Annotated in this window: 21 protein-coding genes and 1 tRNA gene; 7 read left to right on the top strand and 15 right to left on the bottom strand. The window is 63.6% G+C overall.

What is annotated here, in order from left to right:
* Positions 1-38: 38 nt before the first annotated feature.
* The 8 genes from KUW62_RS03730 to KUW62_RS03705 form a co-directional block, all read right to left on the bottom strand.
* Positions 39-830, bottom strand: coding sequence for an inositol monophosphatase family protein (locus KUW62_RS03730; RefSeq protein ID WP_224814173.1), 792 nt, complete (start codon positions 828-830; stop codon positions 39-41).
* Entirely contained in the window at positions 827-955 is a 129-nt protein-coding gene (locus tag KUW62_RS19025; RefSeq protein WP_255598408.1) for a hypothetical protein, read from the bottom strand. Before KUW62_RS19025 ends, KUW62_RS03730 begins: the two co-directional genes overlap by 4 nt.
* A gap of 33 nt (positions 956-988) precedes the next feature.
* Entirely contained in the window at positions 989-1,159 is a 171-nt protein-coding gene (locus KUW62_RS03725; RefSeq protein WP_224814172.1) for a hypothetical protein, read from the bottom strand.
* 168 nt (positions 1,160-1,327) lie between these two features.
* A complete protein-coding gene (locus KUW62_RS03720; RefSeq protein ID WP_305038463.1) occupies positions 1,328-1,441 on the bottom strand; it encodes an ATP-binding cassette domain-containing protein in 114 nt (37 codons plus the stop codon).
* A complete protein-coding gene (locus KUW62_RS03715) occupies positions 1,411-1,590 on the bottom strand; it encodes a hypothetical protein (RefSeq protein ID WP_224817158.1) in 180 nt (59 codons plus the stop codon). The genes KUW62_RS03720 and KUW62_RS03715 overlap by 31 nt, the downstream gene beginning before the upstream one ends.
* 95 nt (positions 1,591-1,685) lie before the next feature.
* On the bottom strand, positions 1,686-1,814 hold the full coding sequence (locus KUW62_RS19020; protein ID WP_255598406.1) for a hypothetical protein: 129 nt from the start codon (positions 1,812-1,814) through the stop codon (positions 1,686-1,688).
* 155 nt (positions 1,815-1,969) lie between these two features.
* Positions 1,970-2,191 (bottom strand): hypothetical protein, encoded by a 222-nt coding sequence (locus KUW62_RS03710; RefSeq protein WP_224814171.1) that lies wholly within the window; start codon positions 2,189-2,191, stop codon positions 1,970-1,972.
* Between the two features lie 246 nt (positions 2,192-2,437).
* Positions 2,438-2,527, bottom strand: a tRNA-Ser gene (locus KUW62_RS03705).
* A 220-nt stretch (positions 2,528-2,747) separates the two neighbouring features.
* Here KUW62_RS03705 and KUW62_RS03700 point away from each other — a divergent pair.
* The 7 genes from KUW62_RS03700 (at position 2,748) to KUW62_RS03670 (ending at position 9,219) form a co-directional block, all read left to right on the top strand.
* Complete coding sequence (locus KUW62_RS03700) at positions 2,748-3,617, top strand: SPOR domain-containing protein (protein ID WP_224814170.1); 870 nt, start codon at positions 2,748-2,750, stop codon at positions 3,615-3,617.
* A gap of 6 nt (positions 3,618-3,623) precedes the next feature.
* Positions 3,624-4,826 carry a D-alanyl-D-alanine carboxypeptidase family protein gene (locus tag KUW62_RS03695; RefSeq protein ID WP_224814169.1) on the top strand — a complete coding sequence of 401 codons (1,203 nt, stop codon included), beginning with the start codon at positions 3,624-3,626 and terminating at the stop codon, positions 4,824-4,826.
* An 83-nt stretch (positions 4,827-4,909) separates the two neighbouring features.
* Entirely contained in the window at positions 4,910-5,539 is a 630-nt protein-coding gene (tmk, locus tag KUW62_RS03690) for a dTMP kinase (RefSeq protein ID WP_224814168.1), read from the top strand.
* 39 nt (positions 5,540-5,578) lie between these two features.
* Entirely contained in the window at positions 5,579-6,700 is a 1,122-nt protein-coding gene (locus tag KUW62_RS03685) for a DNA polymerase III subunit delta' (RefSeq protein WP_224814167.1), read from the top strand.
* 7 nt (positions 6,701-6,707) lie between these two features.
* Complete coding sequence (locus KUW62_RS03680; RefSeq protein ID WP_224814166.1) at positions 6,708-7,502, top strand: TatD family hydrolase; 795 nt, start codon at positions 6,708-6,710, stop codon at positions 7,500-7,502.
* A complete protein-coding gene (locus tag KUW62_RS03675; RefSeq protein ID WP_224814165.1) occupies positions 7,495-8,292 on the top strand; it encodes an MBL fold metallo-hydrolase in 798 nt (265 codons plus the stop codon). The genes KUW62_RS03680 and KUW62_RS03675 overlap by 8 nt, the downstream gene beginning before the upstream one ends.
* On the top strand, positions 8,293-9,219 hold the full coding sequence (locus tag KUW62_RS03670; RefSeq protein WP_224814164.1) for an AEC family transporter: 927 nt from the start codon (positions 8,293-8,295) through the stop codon (positions 9,217-9,219).
* 5 nt (positions 9,220-9,224) lie between these two features.
* Here KUW62_RS03670 and KUW62_RS03665 read toward each other — a convergent pair whose 3' ends face one another.
* From KUW62_RS03665 to KUW62_RS03635, 7 genes are all read right to left on the bottom strand, one after another.
* Positions 9,225-10,271: a Hint domain-containing protein gene (locus KUW62_RS03665; RefSeq protein ID WP_224814163.1), complete on the bottom strand. Its 1,047-nt coding sequence runs from the start codon at positions 10,269-10,271 to the stop codon at positions 9,225-9,227.
* A 114-nt stretch (positions 10,272-10,385) separates the two neighbouring features.
* Positions 10,386-11,399 (bottom strand): ABC transporter permease, encoded by a 1,014-nt coding sequence (locus KUW62_RS03660; protein WP_224814162.1) that lies wholly within the window; start codon positions 11,397-11,399, stop codon positions 10,386-10,388.
* A 21-nt stretch (positions 11,400-11,420) separates the two neighbouring features.
* Positions 11,421-12,068: a CDGSH iron-sulfur domain-containing protein gene (locus KUW62_RS03655; protein ID WP_224814161.1), complete on the bottom strand. Its 648-nt coding sequence runs from the start codon at positions 12,066-12,068 to the stop codon at positions 11,421-11,423.
* Between the two features lie 8 nt (positions 12,069-12,076).
* Positions 12,077-13,756, bottom strand: a complete 1,680-nt coding sequence (locus KUW62_RS03650) for an ABC transporter permease (RefSeq protein WP_224814160.1) — start codon at positions 13,754-13,756, stop codon at positions 12,077-12,079.
* Positions 13,753-14,043: a DUF1330 domain-containing protein gene (locus KUW62_RS03645; RefSeq protein ID WP_224814159.1), complete on the bottom strand. Its 291-nt coding sequence runs from the start codon at positions 14,041-14,043 to the stop codon at positions 13,753-13,755. The genes KUW62_RS03650 and KUW62_RS03645 overlap by 4 nt, the downstream gene beginning before the upstream one ends.
* A 76-nt stretch (positions 14,044-14,119) precedes the next feature.
* Positions 14,120-15,235: an extracellular solute-binding protein gene (locus KUW62_RS03640; protein ID WP_224814158.1), complete on the bottom strand. Its 1,116-nt coding sequence runs from the start codon at positions 15,233-15,235 to the stop codon at positions 14,120-14,122.
* Between the two features lie 72 nt (positions 15,236-15,307).
* Positions 15,308-16,405 (bottom strand): ABC transporter ATP-binding protein, encoded by a 1,098-nt coding sequence (locus KUW62_RS03635; RefSeq protein WP_224814157.1) that lies wholly within the window; start codon positions 16,403-16,405, stop codon positions 15,308-15,310.
* Positions 16,406-16,431: the final 26 nt, after the last annotated feature.

Below are 16,431 nucleotides of genomic sequence, written 5' to 3'. Positions count from 1 at the left end.
TCAGGGAGGGACGCCGCAACCTTCGCTGCACCTGTTGGTCAAGACAGCATGCCCGCCCCGGCAACAATCTCCCGCAACGGGTCCCAGACGGCGGGGGACGCGCCCATGCAAAGGCCGAGCTTGGCGCTGGCCGGATAGGGATGGGTCACGCCGCCCGCCTCCCGGATCATCAGCAATCCGGCCAGGCTGTCCCAGGGATTCATCGCGTCCTCGACGTATCCTCCCAGCCGTCCGGCGGCGACGCAGGCCAGCATGTTGGCACCCGATCCGTTGCGATAGAACATACCGCCCGCCTGCATGAGGCCGAGGATGATGGCGGCCGACGGATCTGGGTTCGTCCGATCCGAAGCGCCTATGGCCACGAGAGATTGATCAATCCGGCGGTCTGCATCCATCCGAAAGGTTGTGCCGTTAATGGTGAACCCCCGGCCCGCGCGGGCAACGAACTGCTCTCCGGGAATGGGTACGTCGATGACGCCAAGAAGTGTTTCGTCGCCGCCGATCAAGGTGATGACGACGCACCAATGGGGCAGACCCATGAGAAACGGCACGGTGCCGTCGATCGGGTCGATGACCCAGGTCAGGCCCGACTCCCCGGCCTCAGCTCCGCCTTCTTCGCCCAAAATGGCGTCATCAGGGAAATAATCGGAAATCTCCGCGCGGATCATGTCCTCCACTGCGCGGTCGGCGATGGAAACGAGGTCCAGCTCGCCATTCTTAGTCTCGACCTCCAGCGTGTCGCGGTTACGAAAATAGTCGAGCGCCAATTGCCCCGCGCGCCGTGCAAGGTCCAAGGCAAGCGCCGCGCGCGCGTCGATGGGGTCGGTCATTGCATGTTCCTGTTCACAAGAATGAGGTCTGCCGGGTCGATTTTGAGCGTGACATTATCGCCCGCACCGTGGCGCCCCTCGTGGATCGGGCGGGAGACATGGAATTCGAGGTTTCCGTCCTGCACCACATATTCCGTTCGCGACCAAAGGTAGCTGGCTCAGCTAATCGTGGCCACCCCGCCAGGGTCCAGCGTGATCCGCTCGGGCCGGATCGTGGCGGCGCTTGCGCCGTCGGGTGCGGCCACCGGCAGGTCGAGGTGAGCGGCAATGAAGTGGCCATCCTCAATGCGCCCCTCGATCAGGCCGGCATCACCGATGAAGTCGGCCACGAACCCGAGGAAAGTTCTTCGTAGAGTTCCGTCGGCGCACCGATTTGGGGGATCTGGCCCATCTTCATCACGACGATGCGGTCGGACACGGCCAACGCTTCCTCCCGATCGTGGGTAGCGTAGATGGCGGTGAGGCCGAAGCTCTATTGCAGGTCCCGGGACTCGCCCTCACCTTGCCGCGGGTTTGGCGTCGTCATTCGACAGCGGCTCATCGGATAGGAGACCATCGGGTTGCTGCACGATGGCGCGGGCTAAGGCGACCCGCTGTTGCTGGCCGCCCAATAGCTCAGACGGCAGGCGTGCCTCCAGCCCGAGCAGCCGAGGAAGGTCACCAGCTCTCCCTTCTTGATGGAGACGTTGATCCGGTCCACCGCCCTGGCCTCGCCGCAGCGCTTCAGAACGTCCACAAATTCGATTGCCGTCCCGGTCATTGCCGTTCCCTATTCCTCCGGTTCCGGCACTTGGCCCCTGCCCCGCAATTCCTTGCGTCGTCCCAGTTTTCGCGCACACGCAATGCCCTGGATGATCACCGCGCCACGATCATCACGATCATCGCCCCGAGCGTCAGCCACAAAGCGCTATCGGATCGCTGCCATTTCCGGGTGAAGCCGCCGCTGCCAGTGTACCAACCGTCACGATCAGTGGCCAAGGCCATCCACGTCTAGCCACCGCCTCCGACAGCACGGAGGCCGCTGGCCCCTCCCAAATCGGCTCGCATTTGTTCCAGGGAAACGCCACGGGTGAGAGCGCAAGCAGACCGAGCCAGGCAGCCCATGCTCGGTCAGATGTTAGCTTTGTGATCATGCGACCTTACGGCTCGAGTGATCCGATATCGGCGCCCCACCGTTCCAGAAGGCGCGTCCGTTCTTCCAAGGAACGATAGAGCGCGAAATCGTAGTCGATCAGCGTGATATCCGCCAAATGTGGCGCGGCCTCCGGGGTCGCTGCATTGACGTTCGAGGGGATCTTGAAGGAGTTGTTCGCCGCCCCGATCTTTTGCGCCTCCGGCGTCAGGGCCAAGTCGTAGAACATCCGCGTATTCTCCGGATTGGTGAGTTCGCTCCTTCAGTCGCAGCCGTGAATGCACGTGCCGATCGAACCGGTACCGATGCAATACGATTTGGTGGCGTGTGTCTTGGAAGGAGGAGCAGGGCCGCATTGCCAACACGCCCCAAATGCAATCGCGCTTGTTATGCAGAATGTTATGCAGTTTCGGAGATGTCGGTACAGACATCTACACCCAAGCTACTGATATAAGAGGAACAACAGCGAAAAAAATGGCGGAGGAGGTGGGATTCGAACCCACGGTACGCTTTCACGCACGCCGGTTTTCAAGACCGGTGCATTCGACCACTCTGCCACTCCTCCGGGCGCGGGGCTGCTTCGCGATAGCCTTTGAAGTGTGATTCTGAAACCCGCCCCGAAACGCTTCTTTCAACAGGTCTCTTTTCAGAAACGAATCAGTGTTGTACCGTGCGGGCAATACAGGTGCGTCCGGAGCTTCCGCGGCGCGATCCGGCAACGACCGGGAACACAAAAAAAACCTGCGCGCGAAATGCGTGGGACCAGAGTGCAGAGAAGAGCAGTGATGACCCCATTTCTCCTGAAGTCCCGACTCCGTCTTGGCCTTATCCTCGTGCCCGTGCTCGCTTTGGCGGCCTGTATGGAGGAAGGCGAATTCAATTTCGGCTCCCGCAACGCCGACGCCGATGGCCCGGCCCCCATCGGGGCCACGCGCCTGGTAGAGCGTGACGTGGAAGCGCCGGAAATCTTTGAGGTGACGGCCGAGGGCTTGTGGGACGGTCGTCCGTCGCTGGGTGGCGTCTGGGTCGCGCATCCCGATGTCACCGATCCAGAGCGGGTCATCATTCGCAACGACGAAAACGGTCGCTTCGTGATTGGCGCGCTGTTCCGACGAGAGCGGGAGAATCCCGGTCCCGACCTCCAGATCTCGTCCGATGCCGCCGCCGCCCTCGGTGCGCTGGCAGGTGATCCGACGATGCTGAACGTCACGGCGCTTCGCCGCGAGGAAGTGGCCGAGAACGCCGATGCCGCCCCCGATGCGACCGCGCCGGGCGAAGCCATTGCCGCCTCTGCCCTGCCGGGGGAAATCACCTCCGCACCGCTGGATGGGGCAGAGGATATCGCAAGTGCAGCGGCGGCCGCCATCGACGCGGCCGAACCGGCCCCGCAGCCCACCGCCGCGCGTACGCCTGCAAGCGCCCTCGACCAGGCTTATGTCCAGATCGGCATCTTCTCTGTGCAAGAAAACGCCACCAATACTGGGCAGGCCTTGCGCAGCGTCGGACTTGAGCCGACAATCTATGATCAGTCAACGAACGGTCGCCAGTTCTGGCGCGTCGTTGTGGGTCCTGCCGATACCGAGGAGACCCGCACGGCGATCCTGGAAAACGTCCGCGAGCTTGGCTTCGATGATGCCTTTTTCGTAAGTCGCTAGGACGCCATGATACATTTCATTCTGACCAGAACCGCCGCGACCCTGATCGCGGCGGTTTTCGTTTTCGCCCCCCTCACCGCCCGCGCGCAAGGTTACGACACCCAAGCCACGGCGGCATATGTCTACGACCATGCGTCCGGTCAGGTTCTGTTGGCGCTCAACGCCGATGAGCCATTGCCGCCCGCCTCCATGTCGAAGCTGATGACGCTTCTGATGGCGTTCGAGGCTTTGCGCGAGGGCCGATTGACATTGGAGACGCGCGTGCCCGTTTCGGCCCACGCGATGAGCTTCGGCGGCTCCACCATGTTCCTCAACACCCAAGATCGCCCCACGGTGGAAGAGTTGATCCGCGGTGTCGTGATCGTGTCGGGCAACGATGCCTCCGTGGCCCTTGGGGAGGCGCTCAGCCCCGATGGGACGGAGGAAGGCTTTGCCGAGTTGATGACCCAACGCGCCCGGCAATTGGGCATGATGAATTCCACCTTCGCCAATGCCTCTGGCTGGCCGGCGGAGGGGCACCGCATGTCGATGCGCGACCTTGGTATTCTGGCCGTCCGCCTGATCGAGGAATTCCCGGAATATTACGGGTACTTTCAGGAAACGGAATTCGACTACGAAGATCGCTCGCCCGCCAACCGCTTCAACCGCAACCCGCTTCTGGGTCTTGGGATCGGGGCCGATGGTCTCAAGACCGGCCATACGCAGGAGGCGGGGTATGGCTTGACCGGCTCCGCACAGCAGGGGGATCGGCGCGTGACCTTCGTCATCACCGGCCTGCCCTCGGCCGAGGCCCGCGCGGCGGAGGCGGAGCGGCTGGTGACATGGGCGTTCCGGCAATTCGTGATGCGCGATCTGGTGGCCGAGGGGGTCGAGCTGGCCCGCGCACCCGTTTTCCTTGGCGCGGAGGACAGCGTTGGCCTTGCCCCGGCAGAAGGGATCGAGATGCTCGTGCCCGCACTGCTCGACCCGGAGATTGAGGCGAGCCTGACCTTTACCACGCCCCTCTCGGCCCCCGTCAGCGCTGGGGACGTGGTGGGCGAGTTGCACGTGGTACAAGGTGTAACCGGTTGGGACGCGCGCGTCCCCCTCGTCGCTACCACGGACATTGATCGCGGTGGCCCGATGGTGCGCATCGGCACGGCGTGGTCCGAAGTGCTTGGCATGGTGACCGGCGGCCCCGATGTGGCCGAGGATGCACCGGCCTACTGACCCCTGCCCGGTTCGGCTTGTCTTGCCCGTGGGGCCGTGCCAAGCCTGCGGCGCAGTACGAATGACGGAAACGGCGACATTCCATGGGCAAGGCACAGGGCCTTTTCATCAGCCTTGAAGGCATCGACGGTTCGGGCAAATCCACCCAGGCCCGCCGCCTTGCGGAGGCCTTGCGCGCAGACGGGCGTGACCCGGTTCTGACGCGGGAGCCCGGCGGCGCACCGGGGGCCGAGGACATCCGCCGTTTACTGGTCGAAGGCGATCCCGACCGCTGGAGCCCGGAGACGGAAATCCTCCTTTTCACTGCCGCGCGCCGCGACCATCTGGAACGGACCATCCGCCCGGCCCTCGCGCGGGGTCAGGATGTCATCACCGACCGCTTCGCGGATTCCACCCGTGTCTATCAGGGCGCGACACGGGGAGATCTGCGCGGGCTGGTCGATCAGATCCACGACGATGCCATCGGGGTGGAACCGGACCTGACCCTGATCCTCGACATGGACCCGGACGTGGCGCTGGCCCGTGGCCTGGCGCGCCAAAGCGGGGAGGATCGGTTCGAGGATTTCGGACTGCCCTTCCAACAGAAATTGCGTGCGGGGTTCCAGGCTCTGGCAGAAGAATACGCGGATCGCTGCGTGCTTATTGATGCCAATGCTGACCCGGACTCCGTGGCAACCCGGATCGTCGATATCGTGCGGGCCCGTCTGTCCTGACCCCTGCCCCCTGCCCGGTACCCATGCTAGACCCGGACCATGTCTGACGACGCCCTACCCGAATCCGACCGGCTGGACGGCGCCCCGCATCCGCGTGATACGGCGACGCTGTTCGGTCATGGCGCGCAGGAGGCCGAGTTCCTGGCCAACGCCACATCGGGCCGGTTGCCCCACGGTTGGCTGCTGACGGGACCCAAGGGCATCGGCAAGGCCACGTTCGCCTGGCGCGCGGCGCGGTTTCTTCTGGCAACGCCTCCGCCCTCCGACGATGACATGTTCGGCGCACCGCCCGCGCCGACCTCCATGGATGTCGCGCCCGATCATCCCGTGGCGCGCCGCATGGCAGCCCTGTCCGAACCCGGCCTGTTCCTCCTTCGGCGCCCCTGGGACCACGACAACAAGCGCCTCAAGACACAATTGACGGTCGATGAGGTGCGTGGGCTAAAAGGTTTCTTCCAGATGTCCGCGGGCGACCATCGTCGCGTCGTGATCGTGGACAGCGCGGATGAGATGAATCCGTCCGCCGCTAATGCGCTCCTCAAGGAGTTGGAAGAGCCACCCGAAGGCGCCGTCCTCTTCCTGATTTCCCACCGCCCGTCGGGCCTGCTACCCACGATCCGGTCGCGCTGCCGGACGCTCCGGTTCAATCCATTGGGCGATGCCGACCTCGCCGCCGCCCTGATGCAGGCAGGCGCCGAGCCACCCGAAGGGGCCGCGCTGGCGACACTCGCCCAGGGCTCGGTCGGGGCGGCGATTGCGCTCGCGGAACAGGGCGGGCCACAGCTTTACGGCGACATCATCCGCCTTCTCGGCACATTGCCCGCGATGGACCGCCCCCTCGCGCTCAAACTGGCGGAGGCGACGGCGGGCAAGGCCAATGAGGGGCGCTTTGATCTGACCCTCACGCTACTGGACACGGCGCTTGCGCGGGCGGCGCGTAACGGAGCCACGGGTGCGCCCCCGACCGAGATCGCAACCGGAGAGGCGCAAACCCTCGCGCGGCTTGCCCCTTCTCCACGCCACGGGCGGGCCTGGGCGGACCTGGCCGCCTCCCTCACCGCGCGGGCCCGGCGGGGCAAGGCGGTCAACCTTGACCCTGCTGCCCTTGTGTTTGATATGTTCCTCGACCTGGACCGCATGGCGGCCCGGCTTTCCGCCTGAGAGGCCCATGACCCAAGCGCCCATCGTCGACAGCCATTGCCATCTGGATTTCGACAGCCTGGCCGAGGATTTGCCGGGCGTCGTGACCCGCGCCTGTGACGCCGGGGTAACGCGCATGGTGACGATCTGCACGAAGCTGAGGAACGCGCCAAATGTTCGGGCCATCGCAGAGGCGCACGCGCCCGTCTTCTGGGCCGGCGGGACACACCCGATGTCCGCAGCGGACGAGCCGATGGCCCGTGTGGAAGACCTCATCGCACTGGCCGAGCATCCCAAATTCGTCGGTATCGGCGAGACGGGGCTCGACTACCACTACACCGCCGACAGCAAGGATGTGCAGCAGGAAAGCCTGCGGGTGCATATCGAGGCTGCGCGGCAAACCTCGCTGCCCTTGATCATCCATGCCCGCGATGCGGATGACGACATGGCGCGCATTCTGTCCGAGGAACATCGCGCAGGGGCCTATTCCTGCGTGATGCATTGCTTCAGCTCCGGCGCGGCATTGGCGGAGGCGGCGCTTGACCTGGGCTTCTACCTATCCATGTCGGGCATCGCCGCGTTCCCGAAATCGCAAGCCTTGCGCGACATCTTTGCCGCCGCGCCCGTGGACCGCGTGCTTGTGGAAACCGACAGCCCCTACCTCGCCCCGCCGCCCCATCGCGGCAAACGAAACGAGCCTGCCTTCACCGCCCATACCGCGCGGGTGGGCGCGGACATCTACGGGCTGAGTTACGAGGAGTTCGCGGCCCGCACTTCCGCCAATTTCGACCGCCTGTTCTGGAAGGCGGCGCAACATGGCTGAGATGCGGTTCACCATCCTTGGCTGCGGGTCGTCCGGTGGCGTGCCGCGTCTGGGCGGGCTTTGGGGCGCATGCGACCCGGACAATCCCAAGAACACGCGGCGGCGCTGCTCCCTGCTGGTCGAACGCGACGGGCCCGATGGCACAACCGCTGTGCTGATCGACACCTCCCCCGACCTGCGGGCGCAATTGCTGGATGCGGGCGTGGGCAAGCTGGATGCGGTGCTCTACACCCACGCCCATGCCGACCACGTCCACGGGCTCGACGATTTGCGCATGGTGGTCTTCAACATCCGCAAGCGCCTTCCGGTCTATGCCGATGGGCCTACGACGAACGACCTGCTGAACCGCTTCGGTTATGCCTTCGTGCAACCCCCCGGTTCCGCCTATCCGCCGATCCTCGACATCCACTCCATCACCGGGGACGTCACGATCGACGGTGCGGGCGGTCCGGTCACCTTCACCCCCGTGGAAGTGACCCACGGCACGATCGACGCGCTGGGGTTCCGGATCGGGGACGTGGCCTACCTGCCCGACGTCTCCGATATTCCGGAGGCGGCATGGCCGATGTTCGAGGGGCTCGACATCTGGATTCTCGACGCGCTGCGCCGCGCGCCCCATCCCAGCCACTCGCATCTGGACAATTCGCTGGCCTGGATCGAACGGGCCAAACCCCGCCGCGCCGTGCTGACCAACATGCACAACGATCTGGACTACGCGACCGTGGCCGCGGAAACGCCGGATCACGTCCGTCCCGCCTACGACGGGCTGACCCTGACAATCGAGGTCTGAATGGTCGATCTTCTGGCCATCGTCCTGCCCGTCTTCTTGGTGGTCGGCGCGGGATATCTTGCCGTGTGGCGCGGGCTGTTCAAAGACAGCGCGGTGGATGGGTTGATGGTCTTCACCCAGAAATTCGCGATCCCCTGCCTTCTGTTCACCGCCATAGCAACGCTCGATCTGTCGGCGGAGCTGAATATCTGGCTGCTTGTGGCCTATTACGGCGGTGCCACGGTCTGTTTCGGCATCGCCGTTTTCGCCGCACGGCTTCTGTTCGCGCGGCCCTGGCCCGACTGCATCGCCATCGGCTTTGCCACGCTCTTCGCCAATTCCGTGCTTCTGGGCCTTCCCGTGACCGAGCGGGCCTTCGGGACGGATGCGCTTGCGCCGAATTATACGATCATCGCCTTCAATGCCGCCTATTGCTACCTGATCGGCATCACCGCGATGGAGATTGTCCGGGCCGAGGCGCAGGGTCTCCAACTGGTCCAGACCGTCGCCAACGCGATGTTCCGCAACGCGCTGATGATCGGGATCGGGCTTGGGTTCATCGTCAACCTGACCGGCCTGCCGATCCCCGACGTGGCGCAAGATGCGCTCGACATGATGATCCGCGCCGCCCTGCCCGCGGCCCTCTTCGGCTTGGGCGGCGTGCTTTACCGATACAAACCCGAGGGGGACGCGGGCACCATCGCCATGCTCTGCCTGCTGTCGCTGATCGTGCATCCCGCGATCACCTGGTCCATCGGCAACTTTGCGGGCCTGTCGACCGGGCAGATGCGATCGGCGGTCGTGACCGCCGCGATGGCGCCGGGGATCAACGCCTACATCTTCGCGGACATGTACGGCGTCGCACGGCGCGTCGTCGCCTCCACGGTGCTGATCGGTACCGCCCTGACTGTGCTGGCCGCGTCGTTCTGGCTTCTCGTCTTGCCGTAGCGCCCTCAGGCCGCAAGGATCGCGCGCGCCTCCACCGAACGCAGCGCGGGATAAGCCGTCGACCGGTCCTGCAGATGCTCCAGTTCCGGGAACATCTCCATCAATTCGGCCGTAGCCTCCCTTGGAATCGCGCACAGGGCGAGATCGCCGGGATGCAGGCTTTCGGCTTCCACCCCGTCGGCCAGCAACGTGCGATGGTTATCAAGCAGAAGGTGGAAATACGTGACCGTCCCGCCTTCCGCGATCCGCACATTATCCTGTCCAAGGAAATAGGTGGCCGGCACCCAGACAACCGGTTCACCGAACAGCAATTCCGCCCGCCAATCGCTCAGACGCAATCTGTGCTGGCGCGACACGCGCAAGGTTCTGGTATTGCCGATGGCCCCGGGCGCGAATTCCACCGGCGCAAACCGGCCCTGCGCGGCAAAGGTCTTCTTGCCGATCCAGCGCACCGGTTCCGCCCCGCCCTCCCGGGTGAGTACGAGGTCGCCCTCGCTCAGGTCCTCGATCGCGACCGCGCCCGACGGCGTGGCGATCCGCGTTCCCGCCGCGAAGCAGATCGGGTCGGCATAGGTGCTGGCGTCGTAACTTGGCCCTTCTTGGGCGGAGGTGACGGTTAGCGGCACCCCGATGGGCGGAAAGCCCCCCGTCGGCCCGATGAAGGCCAGCCCCTCCACATCGCCGTAGGAATTGGTGTCGCCCGATTGGCGGATGTTGAAGGCAACCAGTTGATAGACGTTGCCGTCCGGATCCTCGACCGTGATGCCGTATTCCGCCTCTGCGATGGAATTGGCAGGAAATGTCTCTCCGCCGAATGTCTCGGTGTTCACAAGGCGCTGGCTGGTGTCGCTATCCTGAAAATTGGCGTCATTGTCGTCGATCTCGATTTCTTGCCACGCATTGTCGTTGAGCGTGATCGTCGCGCCGGGATTGCCGCCGGACGGGGCAAGGTGGACACCGCTGCCCTGGGAAAGCCCGTCCAGGCCGTTGCCGCCATTGGTGCCGGTCACGGTGATCAGCCCTTCGGGCAGCATGAAAATCGAATAGGGCAACGGGCCGGCCTGTAGCTGCGATTATTTTTGCCATGCTTATACGGCAATTTCGCCGCAATCTGGCAAGGATTATGGCAAAACTGTGGCGCTTTGACTCCGATCAGGCGTTGGCAGTCAGCTTGGGGTCATGCCCCGCAACCGCTCCGATCGACGCCGGAGCAGCTCCACCACCGTCAAGAGCACGATGGAAATCGCCACAAGGATCGTGGCCGCCGCCAGGATCACCGGGCTGATCTGTTCGCGCAGGCCGGTGAACATCTGCCACGGCAATGTCTGCTGCCCGGCGGAGCCCACGAAGATCACCACGACAACCTCGTCGAACGACGTGATGAAAGCGAACAATCCGCCCGAGATCACGCCAGGCAGGATCAGCGGCATCTGGATGCGGAAGAAGGTCGTGACCGGGTTCGCCCCCAAATTCGCCGCCGCGCGGGTCAGGGAGCGGTCGAAGCCCACAAGCGTGGCTGTGACGGTGATGATGACAAACGGGATGCCCAGGGCCGCATGGGCCAGCACAACGCCCCAATACGTCCCCTGCAACCCGATGCGGCTATAGAAGAAATACATCCCGGCAGCGGAAATGATCAGCGGCACGATCATCGGGGAGATCAGGATCGCCATGATGGCGCCCTTGAACGGCACATGGGTCTGGCTGAGCCCGATGGCGGCCAGCGTTCCGAAACCGACCGAAAGAAGCGTGGCGACTGGCGCGATCATCAGCGAGTTGCGAAGCGGCGTCATCCACTCCTCCCCTTCCAAGCCCGTCAGTTTGCCGATGATGAGGCCCAGAATGGCGCCGATTAGGACGGGAAAGAGGTTCAGGTTCCCCTTCCAGAGCTTCAGCACAACGCTCAATGCGGCCCCCACCGCCAGACCAATCAGAAGGCCGCGCCAGGGATAGCCGTCTTCCCCGAAGAAATCCTGGTAATGGTGCAGGGAATAGGCCTCAGGGTCGAGCGCGAGCATGCCGGGCGTGAAGGTGAAAAAATCCTCCGCATTGAAGCTAAGCGGAATGATGATGATGATCGGCGCGATCAGGAAGAAGAAAATCAGCCCGCAGATCACCCGGAAGCCGTAGAACCACAGGCGCTGGCCGAACGTGGCATAGGGGGGCAGTTTGGTGTCCATGGGATCGCGTCTTCCTGTTTGTCAGTCGCCGTCGGTCCAGCCCGCATCGTAATGCGAGCCGTCGCAAAAGGGCCGTGTTGAGGACAGGCCGCAGCGGCAAAGTGCGTATTTCTGGGTCGAGCCATCGGAGTCCGCGACGAAGGCGCCGCCAGCGAAGGCCACGTTCTCCACGTAGTAAGGTCCGTCCTTGGCCACGGTGATTGCCATTTGATCGGCGCTCGGGTTGCCATGGCTCGGCGCGCCCGCGCCGACGGCAAGTTGCAGCGCGCCGGACGGACAGGCGTCGATGATGGCACGCAGATTGGCAATGGTCGTCTCTTCGGGCTTCACCCAAGGCTTCCGCTCCGGATCGAAGGCCCCTTCCCCCATTTTCACGCAATTGGCCGCGTGGGAGCAGAGCGCCTTGGAATAGGTCACGGTGACGGGAACCTCCTCCACCTCGGCCTCGTAGCTGATCGGCTTGGCGCGCGACGGCGCCTTGTCGGGCGTCTCTGACCAGCCGATCTCGTTGTGGGTCCCGTCACAAAATGGCTTGGTCGAAGATTGTCCGCACCGGCACAGCGCCATGCGCGGTTTGCCCTCGATCGCACTGCCGTCATGGGCGCGCAGGTCCGGCGCACCGCTTACGATCAGAGGGCCGTTTTCCTTGGTTTCGATCTTTGCCGCCATGATGTTGTCTATCCCAGCTTAACGTTGTCGATGCCCACGATCCGGTCGTAGAGCCAGTAAAGCACCATCACCAGCGCCAGAAGGATGGAGCCGAGCGCGGCTGCCAGACCCCAGTTGAGGCTTTGGCTGATGTGGTACGCGATCCTGTTGGAGATGAACGTCCCCGTCCGGCCGCCCACGATCTCGGGCGTGATGTAGTAGCCGATGGCGAGGATGAAGACGAGGATGCACCCCGCCCCGATCCCCGGAATGCTTTGCGGGAAATACACGCGCCGGAAGGCGGTAAAATTCGTGGCACCCAGGCTCTTCGCGGCGCGGACGTAGCTTGGCGGGATCGTCTTCATGACGGAGAACATCGGCAGGATCATGAACGGCAACAGGATATGCGTCATCGAGATGATCGTACCCAACTGGTTGTTGATCAGCGCCAGTCGCGCATCGTCGGCCACGATCCCGATCCAAACGAGGATGTCGTTGATGACCCCTTGCTGTTGCAGCAGCACCTTCCACGCGCTCGTCCGCACCAGAAGCGACGTCCAGAACGGCAGCAGCACGAGGATCAGCAGAAGGTTCGATGTCCGCGTCGGCAGGTTCGACAGAAGGTACGAGATCGGGTAGCCCAGAAGCACGCACATCAGCGTGATCGCCCCTGACATCAGGATCGTGCGCATGAACAGCAGCAGATAGATCCGCTGCTCCTCCGGCTGCTGTTCCACACCCTCGGGCGTCAATTGCATGTCGATCGCCGACAGGAAATAACCGGCGGTGTAAGGGTCCGAGAACGCTTCGATCGTGCCCCAGATTTCCAGGCTTTCCCAATCTTCGTCGATATCTGCGAAGGCTTCGCGCGGGGTCATGCCCTCGAACTCGGCGACCGCCGGAATGGCCTCCGCGATCAGGTCTGCCATGGGGCCGTCGTAGCTTGTGCCATTGCCCGTGCTCAGGTCGCGATAGAGGGCAAGGTAGACGGTATTCCACGGCTCTTCGGCCACGGGGTTGTCGTTGTCCTCCTGCTGCACGGTGCGCGCGAAGGACCTGTAGGCGTCGGAGGCTTCGGGGAAGGATTCCTCAGCGGCAACGCTCAGGCGGAACAGGCGGCCTGCGCCGTCCACATCGTCGCCCGATTGCACCTCCACCCAATCTGGCGCGCCCATCAGGGCGGCCCATGTCGACGCTTCTTCCCAGGCCGGGTTCAGGTCGTGGAACTGATCGGCGTAATCCTCACCGATATCGTCCACGCCGCGGCCCGATTGGCGGAACAGGGAGGAGATACCGGTCGTCTCGTAATTCAGGCGGCTGCCCAGGCGCGTGTGGTTGCGCCGCTCGGCCGCTTCCATGAAATCATAGGCCAAGGCTGCGAACACATCCTCGGACGGGACGTCGCTTGCATCCCAATCCTCCAGCGCCACGACCGTGCGCGGAAGGGTCTCGCTGACGATCTGGTTTTCCACCGACCGGAACAGCATGTCCACGATGGGCGCGATGAAGGTGATCACGATGAACAGCAACAGCGGCGCGATCAGCATCAGCGCCCGCAATTTCTGTGCCCTCAGCGCGCGGGCAAGGCTGCGCTTGAGGGGGGAGCCGTCGGCGGCCAGGACCGGGCCGCCATTCGCACGCTCGGCGTTGCGCAGCGCGTTGTCGGGGGTCGGGCCGGTAAATTGGTCGGGGCCGGTGGCGGTGCTCATTCCACACCCTCCACCACCAAGATGACGCTGTCCGCGGTGCGGCGGCGGATCTCGGCGACCTCCTGGTATTCGGGGTCGTTGTAGGCGGCCAACGCAGCCTCGTAGCTTTCGAATTCGAACACGACGTGGCGTTGAAAAGTCTCCCCCTCCAGCACTTCGGCCTTGCCGCCGCGCACGATGGGAACCGCGCCATGGGACAGCAGGATCGGCGTATCCTTCTCGACATACTCCTTGTACGCCTCGAGATCGTTCACCGTGATATGGCCGATGATGTAGCCTTTGGGCATGGGGACCTCGCCGTCGTCAAATGGGTGATCCGGGGCAGGACAGGCCCGCCCCGGTCATGTTCGTCAGACGCTCGGATTATTGCGCCAGCCACGCCTGGAAGCGTGCATCCATGTCGTCACGGTAATCCGCCCACCATTCGTAGTTGAACAGGAACGTCCGCTCGGAGTTAGCGGGATCGGTCGGCATGTGCGGTGCCATGTCGATACCCAGATCCGCGTGCTGACCCACCAGCGGTGCGGAGCTTGCGCGCGCCGGACCGTAGGAGATGTAGAGCGCCTGATCTGCCAGACGCTGCGTGTCCGTGGCGAAGCGCACGAAATCCATCACGCGGGCCAAGCGATCTTCCGGCAGGCCTTCGGGGATGATCCAGCCGTCAAGGTCGAAGACCTGCGCGTCCCAGAGCATCGCGACCGGCTGGTCCTGCTCCTCGATCAGGCTGAACAGGCGACCGTTATAGGTGGAGCCCATCACGATCTCGCCATCGGCCAGAAGCTGCGGCGTGTCCGCACCGGCATTCCACCAGACCGTCTGGTCCTGGATTGTGTCGAGCATGGCAAAGGCCTGCGCGATACCTTCTTCGGTTTCCAGCACGTCATAGACATCTTCCTGGGCCACACCGTCACAGATCAGCGCCCATTCCAGGTTGCCGATCGGGCGGCGCTCAAGCGAACGCTGACCGGGGAAGTTTTCCAGATCGAAGATCGCGCAGATATCTTCCGGCGTGTTGCCGTTCCACGCTTCCACATCCGTGCGATAACCGACGGTGGTGGAATAGACGATCTGCGGAATGAAGCAGTCCGACACGATCAGGTCGCCGAAATCCTCGGACGCGGGCGTACCATCGGGTGCGGGTGCCAGCATCTCGTCATGGTCGATTTCCATCGCCAGACCTTCGTCGCACAGGCGGATGGCGTCCGCGGCCACGACGTCGACCAAATCCCAGGTGATGTTGCCGGCCTCGTTCATGGCACGCAGGCGCGCCACCGCTTCGGCGGAGCTTTCGTCCCAGATGATTTCCAGACCTTCATGCATTTCCGCGTAGGGCTCGGAATAGGCACGCTGTTGGCTGGTCTGGTAGGCACCGCCCCACGACACGAGGGTCATGGAATTGGCCATGTGGCCGTCGGCGACGGCACCCGTTGCGGCGAAGGCCGCGCCGGTGGTCAGGAGCATAAGGCTCTTGAGTTTCATGTGGTCTCTCCTTGGTTGAACTTTGAGTGTCCCGTGTTTTTTGGCCCCCGTCCCCGACCGGGGACAAAGGCATTATGCGTCGAGCGCGCGGCAATCCTGCGGACGCCAGCCGATCTCGATGCTCTCCCCCGGTTTCAGCCTGCGCTGATCGGGGGCATTCCGTGTCTTGATGATGAAATCGTCGATCCCCGCGACCCGCAAGCGGGTCCGGTAGATATCGCCCATATAGACGAATTCGAGGACTTCGGCCTTGAGCGTGTGCGCCCCTTCGGTCAGGCGCGTCGGGTCCATCTCCACCCGTTCGGGGCGGATGGATACCTGCGTCTTCTCACCGACCTGGCTGACATTCACCGGCAAAGCGTCGATGACCGACCCGTCGGCAAGCGTCACCTCGCACATATTCCCGTTCATCTTCGATACCGTACCTTGCAACGTGTTGTTTTCACCGATGAATTGGGCCACGAAGCTGTTCTGCGGCTCTTCGTACAGCTCGTCCGGCGGCGCCAATTGCTGAATGCGGCCGTCATCGAAAACGGCGACGCGGTCGGACATGGTCAACGCTTCCGTCTGGTCGTGGGTCACGTAGACGGTGGTGATGCCAAGCTCGTGGGCAAGGTTCGTGATCTCGAACTGCAACGTCTCGCGCAGCTGTTTGTCCAACGCGCCAAGCGGCTCGTCCATCAGCACAAGCTCCGGCTCAAAGACCAGGGCGCGGCTCAACGCGATGCGCTGCTGCTGACCGCCCGAAAGCTGCGCCGGGCGTCGGTTGATGAAATCACCCATCTGAACCATGTCCAGCGCGCGCTTGATTTTGCCCTCGCGCTCGGACTTGGCCATGCCCCGCACCTCCAGCGGGAACGACAGGTTCTCGCCCACCGTCATATGCGGAAACAGCGCGTAGTTCTGAAAAACCATCCCGATGCCGCGCTTGTGGGGCGGGATGTTGTTGATCGGCTTGCCGTCCAGCGTGATGTCGCCGTGGGTCGCCGTCTCGAACCCCGCCAGCATCATCAGGCATGTGGTCTTGCCGGACCCCGAAGGCCCCAGCATGGTCAGAAACTCGCCTCGTCCGATATGGAGGTTGAGGTCTTTCACGACGAGTGTTTCCCCGTCGTAGCTTTTTTGCACGCGATCGAAGGCAACGAATGCGCTGCTTGCGTCTGAGGTCAAACCTCACTCCCCTGTTGTCTTGCGCT

It is taken from the genome of Hasllibacter sp. MH4015 (assembly GCF_020177575.1).
GTDB lineage: Bacteria > Pseudomonadota > Alphaproteobacteria > Rhodobacterales > Rhodobacteraceae > Gymnodinialimonas.
Note: the sequence above shows the minus strand (reverse complement) of the source record. Positions and strands in the feature narration are given on the sequence as shown.